The organism is Xenorhabdus santafensis (genome assembly GCF_033949405.1).
Classification (GTDB): domain Bacteria; phylum Pseudomonadota; class Gammaproteobacteria; order Enterobacterales; family Enterobacteriaceae; genus Xenorhabdus; species Xenorhabdus santafensis.
In genome coordinates, this window is record NZ_VCDN01000064.1 from 115,200 (window position 1) to 130,213 (window position 15,014).

Genomic DNA, 15,014 nt, shown 5'->3' on the forward strand with positions numbered 1-15,014 from the left:
CTTTTCCTGACGCTAAAAACTAAATCCCTCTCTGGAGGATTTTATACTCATATTCCTGAGCATTAAGTTGCAAGCGTAGTTCTTCTATGAACGCGTCTTGATGTTTGAATTCACTACAAACAAATAAATCTAGTGCTGCATAATGATACTCTGGCCATGTGTGGATCGTAAAATGTGATTCAGCCAATATTAGTGCACCACTGACGCCCCAAGGTTCGAATTGATGGAAGTTATGAGTAACAACGTTTAACTCAAACTTTTGGGCAACCTCAAGCATGATTTTTTCAATATCTGTTACTGATTTCAATATTTCATCATTACAATCTTTCATATCGACAATGATGTGCATGCCAAGTTGGTTGACGTTCGTCGATGAATTGACTTTCTCTTGACCACGATATTGAAATTTATTGCCATGACACTTATCACATGTGGCCTCGATAAGTTGTTCTATCGTTAATATATCTTTTCCGTGTCCAATGGTTATCATGTTATTGCATGATTTACATTGGTAAAATTTCACACGAGGATTTAATTCCCCGGTGTATATTTTATCTGAGTAGTCGCTTTTTCCTGAAATGATTGGATAAGTGATTGGTGTCACAGCAAGAACATATAAGTCACTGACATTACTGATGATACTTCCGCCATGATATTTATTGAATTGTGGATAAATATTCTTGATAAGAAGGTTTTGACTATTGATCAATCGTTGTACTTCTTGGTTTTCCATTGGCTTTTTCTGACCAAATGAAAGTAATATCTCACTGTTATCATTTTTGGCTAAACTGATTGCACGGGATAAAAATAATTTTAACCCACTTAGCGTATATGGGGGATCTGTCCAAATAATGTCAAAATCTTTGTGGTAGACATTAGCGCATTTTAGATCTAAGTATTCTGTATTAATAACAAAATCATTTTGTTTCGCGACCTCTTGAATAAACGACAATAGATCTTGATCTATATCTTTAACAAAGATATTTCTTGAGGAGGCATGCCCGAGTTTTTTAAAGGCCATCATTAAGGCTATAGAGGTTAAATCATCATCGCCTAAGAAAAGAATGTTTTGTTTAAATACGCGTGGGTTATTAAGTAATAACATGACTCTGTTTATTGACGTCTCTACTGTTGCATGAGCTTGGTCTAATAAAACGTTGACTTGTGGTCTGTTGTTATAGATGGGTTCCAGTAAAACGAATAATTCATTTTTAAACTCTTCTTGTTTCTCATTAGAAGAGAGCAGATTATATTTATTGGTATCTATTGATTTATATTCCAGCTCATTTTTAACGTATTTTACGCCTGTGGGGTTCAATTTAAAAACCCCTTTATTTTCTGCAAAGTTATATTTTATTAATTCTTTTTTAAATGCAGATATTATAGGGATAGGTAAATTGCTTTTTAATGAAAGGTCTTTGTTTGACTTACTATCATATAAATATAAGCGTATCAGTAATGTTTCCAGCACTTCAACGGGGTGTGACAAATTCATGTTGTTTTTAATAATGTTTAGTATATTCATCGTAATCTCTTTTTACATATTTTTATAATTTATTCATGCAATTATTATTCAGGGCTATATCTTCGTATACCCATTTTATATTCGAATCTGCCTTTACCACACTTTCCAAATTCTACCATTTATTTCTTCCCATAAATGTTATAAAACTGATGGGTGATTGATATAATTTAACATTATATAGTGCCTGATAATTTTCAACTAGTTGTTATTAAGTTTGTAATAATAACCTATGGAAACATAATAGGTGATTTTGGAAGTAATGCATTAAATTGTAACTATGGTTATAGTACCTTTGAGTTATCATATTGGCGCTGTAGAACCTAAATTTTGTGTAAGCCGTTATTGTTTATCTTTTTCTGAATAGAAAATATCTGGAGCGACTTTTTTTAACTTAATATTATTGTGTCTTAGGGATGCAATGTGGATTATAAATTATTGTAGTCTTATTTTTTATTGTTAATAGGGATTTTTTGTTGCTTTACGATAACTGAAAATACGTTATCTTCAAGTTTAATTATAATGATAAGCAACAATTTTTATTCAGGTTGTTTGGTAAAATAGAAGGGTGCAACATTTAACTGGCCTATTTAAGGGGAGGTTTATTTGCTTTCCGATATTATTTTCATTTTCAACTAATAGTTGATGGCTTTTTATTAAGTAACTTTGACATTGCCCGGAAAAACAGGCTTTTCTCAGGCTAAAAATCTGATATCTTTCTATTCCGGTCAGTTGGTTATATAGCGATAATATTATTCGTTTCTTTGAAGAGAAAGATACTTTTTATAGCCGCCGACTTTTTTTAGAAATTGTACTTATTAGACGAACCAATAATTTATTAGGCTAATGAGGATATCAACATGATGAGATTTAAAGATAAAGTAGTCATTATTACTGGTGCAGGAAGTGGTATTGGAGAGGCTACAGCAAAACGCTTTTCACAAGAAGGGGCTATCGTCGTCCTGGCTGGGCGGGATACAGATAAACTCCAGCGTGTACGCAGTGAATTATCATCGGATCAAGTCTTGGTGATTCAGACTGATGTTGCGGACAGAGAATCAGCCAAGAATATGGTTGAAGAAACTGTCAGGCATTTTGGCCGGATAGATATTTTGGTGAATAATTCAGGATTATACGTTGTTGGCGATTTGCTGAGTGTTACTGAGAAAGATGGCAATGATGTATTGGCGACGAATCTGAATGGCGTCATCAATTGTAGCTATTTTGCGTTGCCGCATTTGCTGAAAAGCAAAGGTTCTATTGTCAATAATGCCTCTGTATCAGGTTTGGGAGGTGACTGGGGAGGAGCACATTATTGTGCAGCCAAAGGGGCGGTTGTTAATTTAACCCGCGCTATGGCGCTGGATTATGGCTCACAAGGGGTTCGCGTCAATGCGGTATGCCCAAGTCTGGTGAAAACACCAATGGTTGCGCGTTTTGACGATGAAACCTTAAAGCTATTTGATGACAGGATACCGATGATCAGGGCGGGCCAACCTGCTGAAGTGGCAGCCGGCATTGCATTTTTGGCAAGTGATGATGCCAGTTTCATTAATGGCGTGAATTTACCGATAGATGGTGGTGTAAGCGCTTCCAATGGGCAGCCAAATTTTAATTAAATGCTGTATACCCTATGGATTTCAAGATGCGTCGCGGCGGCAAGGGAATGACAAATTCGTCGGGAACGAATTTGAACCGCCAAAGGTCGAGAGGCAGGAGCCTCTCATAACCTCCGGGGCATAGATAACCGTATGTTTATAAAAAGGTGACCGGAGTGAATGAACGAAGCCAACAAAGAGGCAACTTGAAGGACGACGGGTATAGGTATGAAGTAGACTCCCGTCTGGGTGTCGGCGGGAGGATAGTTTGGGTGAAGTCAGCACAGAGATTGTGTTTTAAAACGACAAAAGCAATGCCTATAACACTAATTCACTAATGATCACTACCAGTCGATCGAAAATCTCCCCGAACAGCCGTTCTGTAAATGGCACCAGCATCGGAATGAGCAGGGAAAGTGTGAAAATGCCCACCGTCAGGGTTAATGGAAAACCAACCACGAACACAGAAAGCTGAGGTGTCATTCGGTTCAGAATGCCCAAGGAAAAGTTCAAGATCAGCAGCAAGGTAATCATGGGCATAGCCAGCATCATGCCGTTGACAAAAATCAGACTGGCGCTCTGGGCCAACATCAGGAAGCCTTTCGGATTCAATTGGGCCACTTGAACAGGGATGGTATAAAACGTATCGGCAAGGATAGAGATCAACCATAAGTGCCCATCAAATGCCAGAAACAGCAGCATCATCAGCATATTCAGAATACGGGACAAAATAGGCATGTTCGGGCCGCCGGTAGGATCGAAGAAGGTGGCAAACGACAGCCCCATCTGCAACCCGAGCACTTCACCGGCATGGCGTACCACCGCAAAGGCGATTTGTATGGTCAACCCCAATGCTACCCCGATCAATATTTGCTGTATCAGCACCCAAATGCCGGCAACAGAGAAAATAGGGATCTGGGGAGATGGAATATTTGGAACCAACAGGGCGGTGATCATTAATGCCAGACCGATCCGGACTTTTATCGGCATCTGTTTCTCACTGAAAATCGGCGCTATGCTGAATAACGCCAATAGACGCACCAAAGGCCAGAAAAAATCACTGACAAGGCGGGAGAGGGTTTCACTGTCAAACGGGATCATGGTTAACCGATAATGGAAGGAATGCTGCTAAACAGTGTGCGCATGTAATCCAGTAGCAGATTCAGCATCCACGGCCCCGCGACAACGATAGTAACGACAACGGCCAGAATTTTCGGGATAAACGATAATGTCATCTCGTTTATCTGAGTTGCCGCTTGCAATAGGCTGATAATCAAGCCACATATTAAGGCTGATAAAAGGAGTGGTGCAGCCAATGCCAATGCCACTTTCATCGCCTCGACACCGAGGGCCATTACCGATTCTGGAGTCATAATTTTTTCAAACCGCTTTGTTGTTTGTTGTCAATAACTTGTTGTCTGTTCTTAATAAAATCTCACGTTAAGCAAAAGTTGCCTGTCTCCAATGGGTTTCAAGTTGTATCGAAGTGGCAGGGAAATGACAAATTCGTCGGAAACGAATTTGCCCAGCCAACAAGGGAGTAATTTGAAAGCCGCAGGATATATCAGACATAAAAACTCTGTGCTAACGAGCCAAGCAATAATTGCCAGCCATCCACCAAAACAAACAACATCAGTTTGAATGGCAGTGATATGGTAGCGGGAGGAACCATCATCATCCCTAATGCCATCAAGACACTGGCAACAACCAGATCAATAATTAAAAATGGAATGAAAAGGGTAAAACCAATCTGGAACGCGGTTTTCAATTCGCTGGTGATGAATGCAGGAACCAGAACACGCATCGGAACGGAATCTGCGGTTTCAAATGCTTCCTGATCTGCCAGCCGGGCGAATAAAGCCAGATCATTTTCCCGTGTCTGGCGCAACATAAATTGGCGTAAAGGTTGCGCTCCCTTATCCAGTGCGGACTCCAGCGTGATCTTGTCTTCACTGTAGGGCAGGTATGCATTTTGGTAAACCTTATCGAAAACAGGCGCCATGATGAAAAAAGTCATGAACAGCGCCAAACCCAGCATAACTTGGTTGGGGGGCGCGGAAGGCGTTCCCAGTGCGTTGCGCAGTAAGCCCAGTACGATGATAATTCGGGTAAAGCTCGTCATCATCAGCAATGCGGCAGGGATAAAACCCAGCGCGGTGATGAAAATTAGGGTTTGTACCGGCAATGACCAACTTTGTCCGCCATTGGATAAAGGTTGGCTGATGATGCCAGGCAATTCGGCAGCGGCGTTCATAGGGAACAGAGGCAATAAGAATGCCATAAGCAATGTTGTCAAACGTAATGCTGTCATAACAAAAACTCTACTTTTCATCATCGTCCTTGTTGTTCTTATTTTTTCTCTGGAGTGTGTTTTTTAACATCTGGCCAAATGATGGCACCTTGAGCACGGTATCCTTTTCCTCGCTCTCCGGTGGTGCAGGCATTTGGTGCAGCATATTGATCTGCTGGGATGTCACACCCAGTACCAGCCAGTTATCTTCGATTTCTACTACAACTACCCGCTCTTTTGGGCCAAGGGAGCAACTTGCCTTAACATTTAGCAACCGATGTTTTTTTGACAATCGGTGGTTTTTGGCAGGCGCAAGCCCCAGACGGCGGACTAGCCATGTAATGAAGAAAATCAGCAATAAAACGCCACCCAATGCGCTGCTGACTTGCATCAATGTCTGGCTGGCAGGGAGAGGGGGATTATTGTCTGCTGGTTTAAGCATATTGGCGGAAGACGTTGAAAGCGTATTTCCTGGGCCAGTATGCGAAGACGCGTTGAAATCATGGTTGGACTTATTAAAAGTATTGCTGTCTGCTGTGTTAACGGGTACGGCATCAGATGCCGTACCACGTTGAAAAGAAGCATAAGGGGAAGGCTGGTTCGCCATCATAGTTAACGACTCAAACGACGCATGCGTTCAGAAGGAGTGATGATATCTGTGATACGGATACCGTATTTATCAGATACAACAACCACTTCACCTTGTGCTATCAAATAGCCGTTGATAAGAATATCCAACGGCTCACCAGCCAAGCCATCAAGGGTAACCACTGAGCCTTGTGACAGTTTCAGTAGCTGTTTGATGGTCATTTTGGTGCGACCTAACTCAACAGAAAGTTTAACGGGAATATCCATGATCAGATCAATATCGGAAATCTGGGATAACGCATCCTGCGGTTCCAGATTTTCAAATATTGATGCGCCGCCGTTAGAGGTTTGCTGTGCGGCCTGTTGTTCCAGCGCTTCTGCCCACATATCTTCAGTCGAGCTGGCAGCTGCGGGTTGTTTAGCATCACTCATTGGGCTTTTCCTCATCCAGAGCAGTTAAAACAGGGTTAATCAAATGTTCAACACGCAGGGCATATTGCCCGTTTAGTGTTCCATATTGGCTGGTGAGCACAGGCACACCGTCAACATGAACAATTAGGCGTTCAGGTTTATCAATCGGCAAAACATCGCCGCGTTTGAGTTCGAGGATCTTGGACAATCGCAGGGGAATATCGGCGAAGTTCGCTACCAGCTCTAATTCTGAGTGTTGAACTTGTTTCACCAGTATGTCTCGCCATTGGTTGTCTTCCTGACGGGCATTTTCCACCGGTGGGTTGGTCAGAAGTTCACGCAGGGGTTCAATCATGGCAAACGGAATACAGATGTTGAATTCGCCGGTCAATGCACCAATTTCCACCTGGAACGGCGTGGTAACCACGATGTCGTTCGGGGACGTCGTGATGTTGGTGAATTTCACCTGCATTTCTGAACGCACGTATTCCACATCTATTTTAAAAATAGAATCCCAGGCGTCACGGTAAGCGTCCAGCGCCAGCTTCAGCATCCGGTTGATGATCCGCTGCTCGGTATAGGTAAATTCCCGGCCTTCCACTTTTGTCGGGAAACGGCCATCACCGCCAAACAAGTTATCAACGGCGATATAGACCAGATTCGGCTCAAAAGCGAACAGGGCAGTGCCTCGCAATGGTTTCAGGTGAACCAAATTGAGGTTGGTTGGTACGGCCAGATTGCGGGCAAATTCGTGATACGGCTGAATCTTGATGGCGCCGACCGTAATATCCGGACTGCGGCGCAGCATGTTAAACAACCCCATCCTGAATTGGCGGGCAAAACGTTCATTGATGATTTCCAGTGACTGCAAACGTTCGCGTACAACACGGCGCTGAGTATTGGGGTCGTAAGGGCGAACCTCATTCTCCCCAGACGCAGTTTGTTCTACGTCATCCGCAGAGGCACTGTCACCATTGAGCAGAGCGTCGATCTCTGCCTGTGAAAGAATATTGTCACTCATTGTGATTATCGCAGAATAAACGTGGTAAACAACACATCGGTGATATCCTGATTCGGCTCACCGGGTATTAGTGTCGGGTGTAATGTCTGTTTGATTTCTGCCACTAAATGCATTTTGCCATCATCTTTTGCGAGATCTGCCGCTTTCTGGCGAGATAACAGCAGCAGCATACGGCTACGAACTTCGGGCAGATAATCATGGAAACGCTGACGGGTTTTTTCGTCAGACAGACGCAAAGTGACGCCAACGTAGAGAACACGATCGAAGTGCTCTTCGTTGTCGATCAGATTGACGGTAAAAGGCTCCAGAGTCATGAATACGGGGGCATCAATGACTTTGTTTTTTGCTGTACTGTTATTGGCTGATTGGTTCATTGCCCACCAGCTATACCCTCCGATGGCAGCACCAAGGACAGCAATCAGTATTAACAGTATCATCCAAATTGGATTTGTGCGTTTATGCTCGTAGCTATAATCAGACATGGACAGACAAATTCCTGTTTTCCGTTGCGGATAAGTTTCCGTGCATTCCGTGGCGGAACTCCTTATCCATCAAAATCGATATCAATTATCCCGCGTCTTTGTTCCGGCAATGGCAGGAACAAACGGGGAAAAAACCATTAACTCACACGTTTGTTATCGGCCAGCTTTCGTTTTATTCCAGTGCATATTGAAATTAGGCGAATAGTCAGGTGGATTATTAAGCAAACGTATCAACACCTCCCCGGGTTGAGGCGAGTTGTTGAGGTGTCATTCTGATGGTTGATGCCGGGGAAGCCGTGGCTCCTGCTTCGGCAGCCGCAACAGGAACACCAGCACGGGAAGTAGCATGGCTGCTGGTCTGATTATTGGCATGCTGCTCTTGTTGCCAACTTCCCTGAGCATCGCTGTTGACGCTGCTTTGGGCCAATTGAATGCCATTTTCCGCCAGAGCATGACGCAAGCCCGGCAATGCTGCTTCCAAAGCCGTACGGACATGTTGATGGGCGGAAACGAAATGTAATTGTGCCTGATTGTCTTCAACGCTCATGCGGATATGCAATGCGCCCAGTTCTTGGGGATGTAAGCGAAGTTCAGCTTGTTGCAGTCCATTCCGGTTAAAAAACAGCACATGCTGATTGAGCTGTTGTTGCCACTCTTCGCTGCCAAGGTGGGCACTGAGCAAAGGTGACGTTGTACCGCCTAACTGGAACTGTCCCACGGGTTGATGCCCGCCTGAAAGCAGGGGAGTTGCTGTGGGGATCACCGGTGAGTCAATGGAAGCTGTTTCAATAGTGGCAGCCGTCAATCCCGATGGGTTCTGAACCGCAGCCTGGAGCTGGCTTAGCTCTTTGCTGTTTACTGATGCTTTATTTAATAACGAATTATCTAAGGAAGCATTACTGGAAGGTGTTTTGTTCAAGGCCGCGCCATTCAAGGATGCACTTTTAGAGATGGCGTTGCTTTGCAAGGTAGTGTCATATTCCGCTTTGTTGGCGGTGAGTGTTGCTTTTCCATTGCCGGATTTCAATGCAGCATTGGTATCGCTGCCGGTATCTTCATCCAATTCATTAGCGTTAGCGTGTTCAGCAAGATCGGCTGCCGTCAGTCGGATATCTTTAGCGTTTTTACCTGACAAGGCATCAGTGGCAGCTTCTTCCCCATCCGGCAATCCGGCTGCCAGTAATTCATTGTCCATTGCGTCATCTGCCGCCACAGAAGAGCCGGCAGCACTTGCATGGGGATTGACCAATCCGGCAATTTGAATTGGGATCATCGCACTTAATGCGTCAGCAGACAGAAGTTCATCATCCTTTAATACTGTAAATTCAGCTTTCTCACCTTGCGAATCGTCCCCGGCCTGCAATTTACCGCCAGCTGCCGCGTTATCCGGCGATTTCGCTGAGCCACTTTCGACTGTTTTATCCGCGGTTGTTCTGTCTGTGGCAGATTTTTCCTCTCTCGAACGGTGACCCTCTGCCTGAGTTGCAGATTTCTGCATAGAGGCTGTTTCTGCATTGAGAAGTTGCCCAAATTTAGAAGGATGGTTACCGCTCACGGGATCATTCAAAGTTGACGGATTTTTTCCCGTGCCTTTATCCGTGAATTTTAAATCAGTAGGCAAAAGAGTGAGATTCATTGTTTCATTCTCCGTTGTGCACCACGTTGTGCGTACTCGTCCATTTGTTTTTGCTCCATGCGATTTTGGTGTAACTTCAATGTATGCTCCGCCCGCTGTTGCAGTGTGTCGAAAGCATTCAGACGCTGCTGTTTTTCCTGCCACTGTGACATGGCTTGCTCAAGCCGTTTTTTCCATTGTTCGAGCTGCAATTTGTGCTGTTCAATTGCCATTTCCAGCGTTTTCATGAACTGCTGATAGTTTTGCCAGGTTGAGCTGGACATTCCATTGCTGAGAGTGTCATTTAAACGGGTACGATATTCATCCTGATAATTCATTAGCGCCGTCAATTGTTGCTCCATTTGTTGGTGACTTTGCCGAATCTGAGCCAGTTGCAATGCGGCTTTCTCAGCCGCATCTTGGGCAAGTTCACGCAAAGTCACTATAGGGGAGTGTTGTTGCATGTATTTCCTCGTTATTCTCCGGAAAAATGCTCATAGGCAAAACATCATGTCGGCAATAGTTATGTCGGCAATAATTGTTGAAGCTGGGTACAGGCCGCGTCATATTCACTGCGCTCATCAATGCCTTGTTGCAGGAACTGGGCTATGTGAGGATAAAGTTCGATGGCTCTGTCCAGCAGAGGATCACTGCCTGCTGCATAGGCGCCAACATTGATCAAATCCCGGTTGCGCTGATAGCTGGAAAGCAGTTGTTTAAAATGCTGTACCCGGCGGTAATGATCGCTGTCAATCAGGGATGTCATTGCGCGACTGATGGATGCTTCAATATCAATGGCAGGGTAGTGCCCGGATTCAGCCAATGAACGTGACAATACAATGTGACCGTCCAGAATGGCTCGCGCAGAGTCAGCGATGGGATCTTGCTGGTCATCACCTTCTGTCAGCACGGTATAAAACGCAGTAATTGAGCCGCCATCACTGACGCCATTGCCCGCCCTTTCTACCAGGGCCGGTAACTTGGCAAAGACGGAAGGGGGATAGCCCTTGGTTGCCGGCGGTTCACCGATCGCCAGAGCAATTTCACGTTGTGCCATGCTGTAACGGGTCAGGGAATCCATGATCAATAGAACATGCTTGCCGCGATCGCGAAAATCTTCGGCAATGCGAGTGGCATAAGACGCTCCCTGCATCCGCAAGAGCGGTGAAACGTCAGCGGGAGCCGCGACAACAACAGAACGAGACAGCCCTTCGGTTCCCAAGATATTTTCGATAAAGTCTTTGACTTCCCGGCCACGCTCACCGATTAGCCCGACGACGATAACATCCGCTTGGGTATAACGCGCCATCATGCCGAGCAGGACACTTTTACCCACGCCCGAACCCGCGAATAATCCCATGCGCTGCCCACGACCAACGGTCAAGAGGGAATTGATGGCCCGGACGCCAACATCCAGCACACTGCTAATGGGCGTTCGTTGCAGGGGGTTGATTGGGGCAGTCGTCAGGGGAGCGCGGTAGCCTGTATCGGGTGCGGGGAAACCATCAAGAGGGCGGCCAGCACCATCCAGAACCCGGCCAAGCAGTTCAGGCCCCAGAGGCAGACGACGTCCGCCTCCGGTTTCTTCGCCATAAGAACGGGTATAGACGCGGGCACCCGGCACAATGCCTTCCAGCTCTTCCATTGGCATCAACAACATTTTTTCGCCATTGAAACCAACAACTTCACTTTCAACTTCTTCAATCGTGTTGCCATTCTGGCGTTCGATAAAGCAGGTCGCGCCAAGAGGCATATGCAAGCCAGTAGCTTCCATCACTAAGCCTGTCGCGCGGGTCAGGCGGCCGTAACGGCGCACTCTGGGTGTTTTTTCCAGACGTTTTTCCAATGAATCCAAATTTGCCAGCCAGCGTCCAAGTCTTGCTGTCATCACAATTCTCCCGATGCTACCAGCCGGCACATTTCATGCCAGCGTGTGGCTAAACTGGCGTCCAAGTCACCTTCGTCTGAACTGATTTTACAGCCACCCGGATGCAATTTATTGTCCGCGATCAAACGCCAGTTATGCAGGGTCAATATTTCCCCCAGTTGTTGTTCAACTAAGGGAATATCTTGTGGATGGACACGCAATTGAGGCTTGCCACTGAACATCGGTTCTTGCTGGATAAATTCACGTATCTGGTTCAGCAGGGCAGTGCCATCACAAACCGCAGGCTGCCCCAGAATATGGTGAGCTGCGGTCAATGAAAGCTGCATCAAGCGTGAAGCAATAACGGTATCCAGACCATCCATTGAATGGCTGAAATCTGCCAGTAATGCTTTCCATTTTTCGATAATAACTTGCTGCTGTTGGCTGGATTCTTGCAAGCCTTGCTCCATTCCGGCCTGACGACCTTCCTGAATGCCTTGCTCATAACCTTTCGCCTGGCCTTCGGCAAAACCTTGCGCATGGCCGGCCAGACGAGCCTGTTCTTTCAGCTCGTCCAGCATTTTTGCCTGTTTTAAAAGAAGCTCTTGTTCAGTGGGCTCCTGTTCCTCATCCATTGAGTCCAGTTTTACCCCCAGAGTTTCCCACTGAGTCAATTCATTTGGCTGCCAAGGCTGCCAATTTCCATTATTCGACTTATCAGACATAGGTATCGTCACCGCCATTCAGGATCATTTCGCCGCTTTCCGCTAAGCGACGCACCACAAGCAGGATGGCTTTCTGTTCTGCTTCCACCTGAGACATACGCACAGGGCCACGGCTTGCCAAATCATCACGCATGATTTCAGCAGCACGCTGCGACATATTGTTGAGGAAGTGATCGCGCAATGCCTGATCGCAACCCTTCAATGCAATAAGCAGGGAATCGGTAGTGATTTCTTGCAGCAGGCGTTGAATGCTGCGGTCGTCCACACCAATAAGGTTTTCGAACAGGAACATTTCATCAATGATTTTCTGGGCCAATTCGCCATCGTAAACACGAACCGCATCAATGACGCTTTCTTCCTGCTGGCTTTTCATCAAGTTAATGATTTCTGCCGCAGTACGAACACCACCCATTTTGCTGCGTTTCAGGTTTTGGCCATCCAACAGGTTATTCAGCACTTCCGTCAATTCAGCCAGAGCGGCAGGCTGTACACCACCAAAGGTGGCGATACGCAGCATGACATCATTGCGCAGGCGATCATCGAACAGCGCCAGAATATCGGCAGCCTGACCACGGTTCAGGTGAACCAGAATGGTAGCGATGATCTGCGGATGTTCATCGCGGATCATATCTGCTGCCATTTGTGGTTCCATAAAGTTAAGGGTTTCGATGCCCGTCGTGGTATCACGGGATTCAAGAATATCCTCAAGCAGGCTGGAAGCTCTTTCTTCACCCAAGGCTTTAACAAGTACGCTGCGCAGGTAGTCATTGGCGTTGATGCTGAGGGCAGCATACTGCCCCGCATCTTCTTCAAACTCCGCCAGTACTTCAACCAGTTGCTGATTGGAGACTTGTCTCATCCCCGCCATTGCAATACTCAGTTGTTGCACTTCCCGGGAATTCAGGTGCTTGAACACCTCGGCCGCCTGATCTTCTCCCAGGGTCATTAACATGACGGCACTTCTTTCTGTTCCGGTCAGGCTCATTGTTCGTTACTCATCCATTGACGGATCACCAGCGCGACGACGCGAGGATCTTTTTCTGCAAGTTCACGGATACGCTGGCTTTGAAGTTCAGCATTGACTCGTTGGCGAGCCATCTTACGGCGCATTTTTTCATCCATTTCAGCATTGTTTTCAGTCTGCTTATTCTGCTGTTTTTTCTGCGCTTCCAGTGCGGCTTTTTCTGCGGCACGTTTTCTGGCTATTTGTGGAACGATCATCTTACGCCACAGCAACCATGCAACCAGTGCCAGCAGTAACCAACGGCCCGCATCCCACAGTTTTTCCAACAGAACAGGGTGCTGCCAGATTGGCAGAGTTTCTATGACTTCACTGGTGTTATTGAACGGAGTATTCACTACGTTCAGGCTATCGCCACGCGCAGTAGAGAAGCCCATTGCTTCACGGGTCAATGCTTCTATCTGTGCCAATTGTTCTGGTGTCAGCGCTTTTGTTTCAGGGCCTTCTTCTCCCTGAATGGTGGCATAGTTGATAACAACCGCAACCGAAAGACGTTCCACCGCACCAGCCTGTAACTGAGTATGGCGAATGGTGCGATCCACTTCATAGTTAGTGGTTTCATCATAACGATTATTGCGATTGTTGCTCACCATGCGTTCATAGCTATTATTTCTAGCATTGCGTGGCTGTTCAGATTTATCGCTGGCGTTTTCTTTGGCGTTAGGTTTTTCAATCGGGGCACTGGGTGCTGCATTTGGCTGGTTTGACAATGCACCGGGTACGCCGCCTACCAATGGCCCGCCACTTTGCTCGCTGGAACTGCTCTGTTTTGAACGAACGGCTGCCTGATTGGGGGGTTGGTTAGGTTTGTACTCTTCCGCAGTTTCTTCACGACGGGAGAAGTCGATTTGAGCTGTTACCTGAGCATGTACATTGCCGCGACCGACTACAGGAGCCAGTATAGTTTCAATGCGATGCTGGAAACGATTTTCCACTTCCTGCGTGTATTTCAACTGGGTGGTATTCAAATCGCGACCCGTGGAATCGGCTTGTGTCAGCAGACGTCCTGATTGATCCACAATAGTGACGTTACCTGCCGGCAAACCGGCAACACTGCTTGAAACCATATGCACAATGGCATTGATTTGCCCTTCATCAAGAACGCGGCCTTGCAGTAATCCGACAGTAACGGACGCTGATGGCGCTTTCTGCTCACGAACGAACAAAGAAGGTTTAGGCATGGCCAGATGAACGCGGGCGCTTTGAACAGGGCCGAGTGATTCGACCGTGCGTGCCAGCTCGCCTTCCAGTGCTCGCTGGTAATTTACCTGCTCACTGAATTGGCTGATGCCGAACTTTTCTTTATCCAGTAGTTCAAATCCTGCTGCTCCCCCTTTAGGCAGTCCTTGTTGTGCCAGTTTCAGCCGGGTTTCATGAACCTTATCGGTAGGGATCATGATGGCAGAACCATTTTCGGCAAAACGGTAAGGAACATTCATTTGGGTTAATTGCGTGACGATTTCACCACCATCCTTATCACTCAGATTGCTGTAAAGCACCCGATAATCGGGGCTGCGCATCCAGAGGAATAGGGCGACGAAGATAGCGATGGCAGCAGAGCCAGCAACTAATAACGGAACTTTTGGATCAGCTTTTATCCTGCTGATAATAGCGCTGAAACCTTTATTTTGGTTTTCAACGTCGTTTGTTGCACTCATAGACGATCCTTGCCTTGCTGGTCAACATGAATACTAAAAGCGTGGCGTAACAAAACAGACTCCCCATACGCAAGCGAAAAGATTCTTCCTATTATTAATTCCATCATTATTCGCTGTTAACACCTCTTTTAATGGCACAATAAGCTTTGAATTTTTACTTCAATTAGCCGCTTTAGTTTGGAGGGGCTATGTTACGGTGGCAGCGTGGAAAACTGC

At 46.1% G+C, this 15,014-nt stretch carries 15 protein-coding genes; 1 reads left to right on the forward strand and 14 read right to left on the reverse strand.

Annotated features, from left to right (window positions below; all coding sequences use genetic code 11):
* Positions 1-19: 19 nt before the first annotated feature.
* Positions 20-1,525 carry an adenosylmethionine decarboxylase gene (speD, locus tag FE392_RS15540; RefSeq protein WP_319931124.1) on the reverse strand — a complete coding sequence of 502 codons (1,506 nt, stop codon included), beginning with the start codon at positions 1,523-1,525 and terminating at the stop codon, positions 20-22.
* Positions 1,526-2,382: 857 nt separating this feature from the next.
* Between speD and budC the strand changes: the two genes are divergently transcribed.
* Positions 2,383-3,141 carry a meso-2,3-butanediol dehydrogenase gene (budC, locus tag FE392_RS15545; protein WP_319931125.1) on the forward strand — a complete coding sequence of 253 codons (759 nt, stop codon included), beginning with the start codon at positions 2,383-2,385 and terminating at the stop codon, positions 3,139-3,141.
* Between the two features lie 297 nt (positions 3,142-3,438).
* On the opposite strand, the gene fliR is transcribed toward budC, so the two are convergent.
* From fliR to fliF, 13 genes are all read right to left on the reverse strand, one after another.
* The gene (fliR, locus tag FE392_RS15550; protein ID WP_319931126.1) at positions 3,439-4,221 is read right to left on the reverse strand and encodes a flagellar biosynthetic protein FliR; all 783 of its coding nucleotides are present in this window, start codon (positions 4,219-4,221) and stop codon (positions 3,439-3,441) included.
* 2 nt (positions 4,222-4,223) lie between these two features.
* Positions 4,224-4,493 carry a flagellar biosynthesis protein FliQ gene (gene fliQ / locus FE392_RS15555; protein WP_319931127.1) on the reverse strand — a complete coding sequence of 90 codons (270 nt, stop codon included), beginning with the start codon at positions 4,491-4,493 and terminating at the stop codon, positions 4,224-4,226.
* Between the two features lie 191 nt (positions 4,494-4,684).
* Positions 4,685-5,452, reverse strand: a complete 768-nt coding sequence (gene fliP, locus FE392_RS15560) for a flagellar type III secretion system pore protein FliP (protein WP_500692696.1) — start codon at positions 5,450-5,452, stop codon at positions 4,685-4,687.
* Positions 5,442-6,020: a flagellar biosynthetic protein FliO gene (gene fliO, locus FE392_RS15565; protein WP_439153497.1), complete on the reverse strand. Its 579-nt coding sequence runs from the start codon at positions 6,018-6,020 to the stop codon at positions 5,442-5,444. The genes fliP and fliO overlap by 11 nt, the downstream gene beginning before the upstream one ends.
* Before the next feature lie 2 nt (positions 6,021-6,022).
* Positions 6,023-6,430 (reverse strand): flagellar motor switch protein FliN, encoded by a 408-nt coding sequence (gene fliN / locus FE392_RS15570; RefSeq protein WP_092511710.1) that lies wholly within the window; start codon positions 6,428-6,430, stop codon positions 6,023-6,025.
* Entirely contained in the window at positions 6,423-7,430 is a 1,008-nt protein-coding gene (gene fliM / locus FE392_RS15575; RefSeq protein WP_092511712.1) for a flagellar motor switch protein FliM, read from the reverse strand. The genes fliN and fliM overlap by 8 nt, the downstream gene beginning before the upstream one ends.
* Positions 7,431-7,435: 5 nt before the next feature.
* Complete coding sequence (gene fliL, locus FE392_RS15580; RefSeq protein WP_319931128.1) at positions 7,436-7,912, reverse strand: flagellar basal body-associated protein FliL; 477 nt, start codon at positions 7,910-7,912, stop codon at positions 7,436-7,438.
* 217 nt (positions 7,913-8,129) lie between these two features.
* A complete protein-coding gene (locus tag FE392_RS15585) occupies positions 8,130-9,548 on the reverse strand; it encodes a flagellar hook-length control protein FliK (protein ID WP_319931129.1) in 1,419 nt (472 codons plus the stop codon).
* On the reverse strand, positions 9,545-9,991 hold the full coding sequence (gene fliJ / locus FE392_RS15590; RefSeq protein WP_319931130.1) for a flagellar export protein FliJ: 447 nt from the start codon (positions 9,989-9,991) through the stop codon (positions 9,545-9,547). The genes FE392_RS15585 and fliJ overlap by 4 nt, the downstream gene beginning before the upstream one ends.
* Before the next feature lie 59 nt (positions 9,992-10,050).
* Positions 10,051-11,415, reverse strand: coding sequence for a flagellar protein export ATPase FliI (gene fliI, locus FE392_RS15595; protein ID WP_319931131.1), 1,365 nt, complete (start codon positions 11,413-11,415; stop codon positions 10,051-10,053).
* Positions 11,415-12,119: a flagellar assembly protein FliH gene (gene fliH, locus FE392_RS15600; protein WP_319931132.1), complete on the reverse strand. Its 705-nt coding sequence runs from the start codon at positions 12,117-12,119 to the stop codon at positions 11,415-11,417. Before fliH ends, fliI begins: the two co-directional genes overlap by 1 nt.
* Positions 12,112-13,104 carry a flagellar motor switch protein FliG gene (gene fliG, locus FE392_RS15605; protein WP_319931133.1) on the reverse strand — a complete coding sequence of 331 codons (993 nt, stop codon included), beginning with the start codon at positions 13,102-13,104 and terminating at the stop codon, positions 12,112-12,114. The genes fliH and fliG overlap by 8 nt, the downstream gene beginning before the upstream one ends.
* Positions 13,101-14,798, reverse strand: coding sequence for a flagellar basal-body MS-ring/collar protein FliF (fliF, locus tag FE392_RS15610; protein WP_319931134.1), 1,698 nt, complete (start codon positions 14,796-14,798; stop codon positions 13,101-13,103). The genes fliG and fliF overlap by 4 nt, the downstream gene beginning before the upstream one ends.
* Between the last annotated feature and the right edge of the window lie 216 nt (positions 14,799-15,014).

Excerpts from the sequence above, each read along its gene's own strand:
- fliF (WP_319931134.1), bottom strand. The coding sequence starts at position 14,798 with ATGAGTGCAACAAACGACGTTGAAAACCAAAATAAAGGTTTCAGCGCT.
- fliM (WP_092511712.1), bottom strand. The coding sequence starts at position 7,430 with ATGAGTGACAATATTCTTTCACAGGCAGAGATCGACGCTCTGCTCAAT.
- fliQ (WP_319931127.1), bottom strand. The coding sequence starts at position 4,493 with ATGACTCCAGAATCGGTAATGGCCCTCGGTGTCGAGGCGATGAAAGTG.
- fliN (WP_092511710.1), bottom strand. The coding sequence starts at position 6,430 with ATGAGTGATGCTAAACAACCCGCAGCTGCCAGCTCGACTGAAGATATG.
- fliG (WP_319931133.1), bottom strand. The coding sequence starts at position 13,104 with ATGAGCCTGACCGGAACAGAAAGAAGTGCCGTCATGTTAATGACCCTG.
- FE392_RS15585 (WP_319931129.1), bottom strand. The coding sequence starts at position 9,548 with ATGAATCTCACTCTTTTGCCTACTGATTTAAAATTCACGGATAAAGGC.
- fliO (WP_439153497.1), bottom strand. The coding sequence starts at position 6,020 with ATGATGGCGAACCAGCCTTCCCCTTATGCTTCTTTTCAACGTGGTACG.
- fliH (WP_319931132.1), bottom strand. The coding sequence starts at position 12,119 with ATGTCTGATAAGTCGAATAATGGAAATTGGCAGCCTTGGCAGCCAAAT.
- fliJ (WP_319931130.1), bottom strand. The coding sequence starts at position 9,991 with ATGCAACAACACTCCCCTATAGTGACTTTGCGTGAACTTGCCCAAGAT.
- fliP (WP_500692696.1), bottom strand. The coding sequence starts at position 5,452 with ATGAAAAGTAGAGTTTTTGTTATGACAGCATTACGTTTGACAACATTG.
- budC (WP_319931125.1), top strand. The coding sequence starts at position 2,383 with ATGATGAGATTTAAAGATAAAGTAGTCATTATTACTGGTGCAGGAAGT.
- speD (WP_319931124.1), bottom strand. The coding sequence starts at position 1,525 with ATGAATATACTAAACATTATTAAAAACAACATGAATTTGTCACACCCC.
- fliL (WP_319931128.1), bottom strand. The coding sequence starts at position 7,912 with ATGTCTGATTATAGCTACGAGCATAAACGCACAAATCCAATTTGGATG.
- fliR (WP_319931126.1), bottom strand. The coding sequence starts at position 4,221 with ATGATCCCGTTTGACAGTGAAACCCTCTCCCGCCTTGTCAGTGATTTT.
- fliI (WP_319931131.1), bottom strand. The coding sequence starts at position 11,415 with ATGACAGCAAGACTTGGACGCTGGCTGGCAAATTTGGATTCATTGGAA.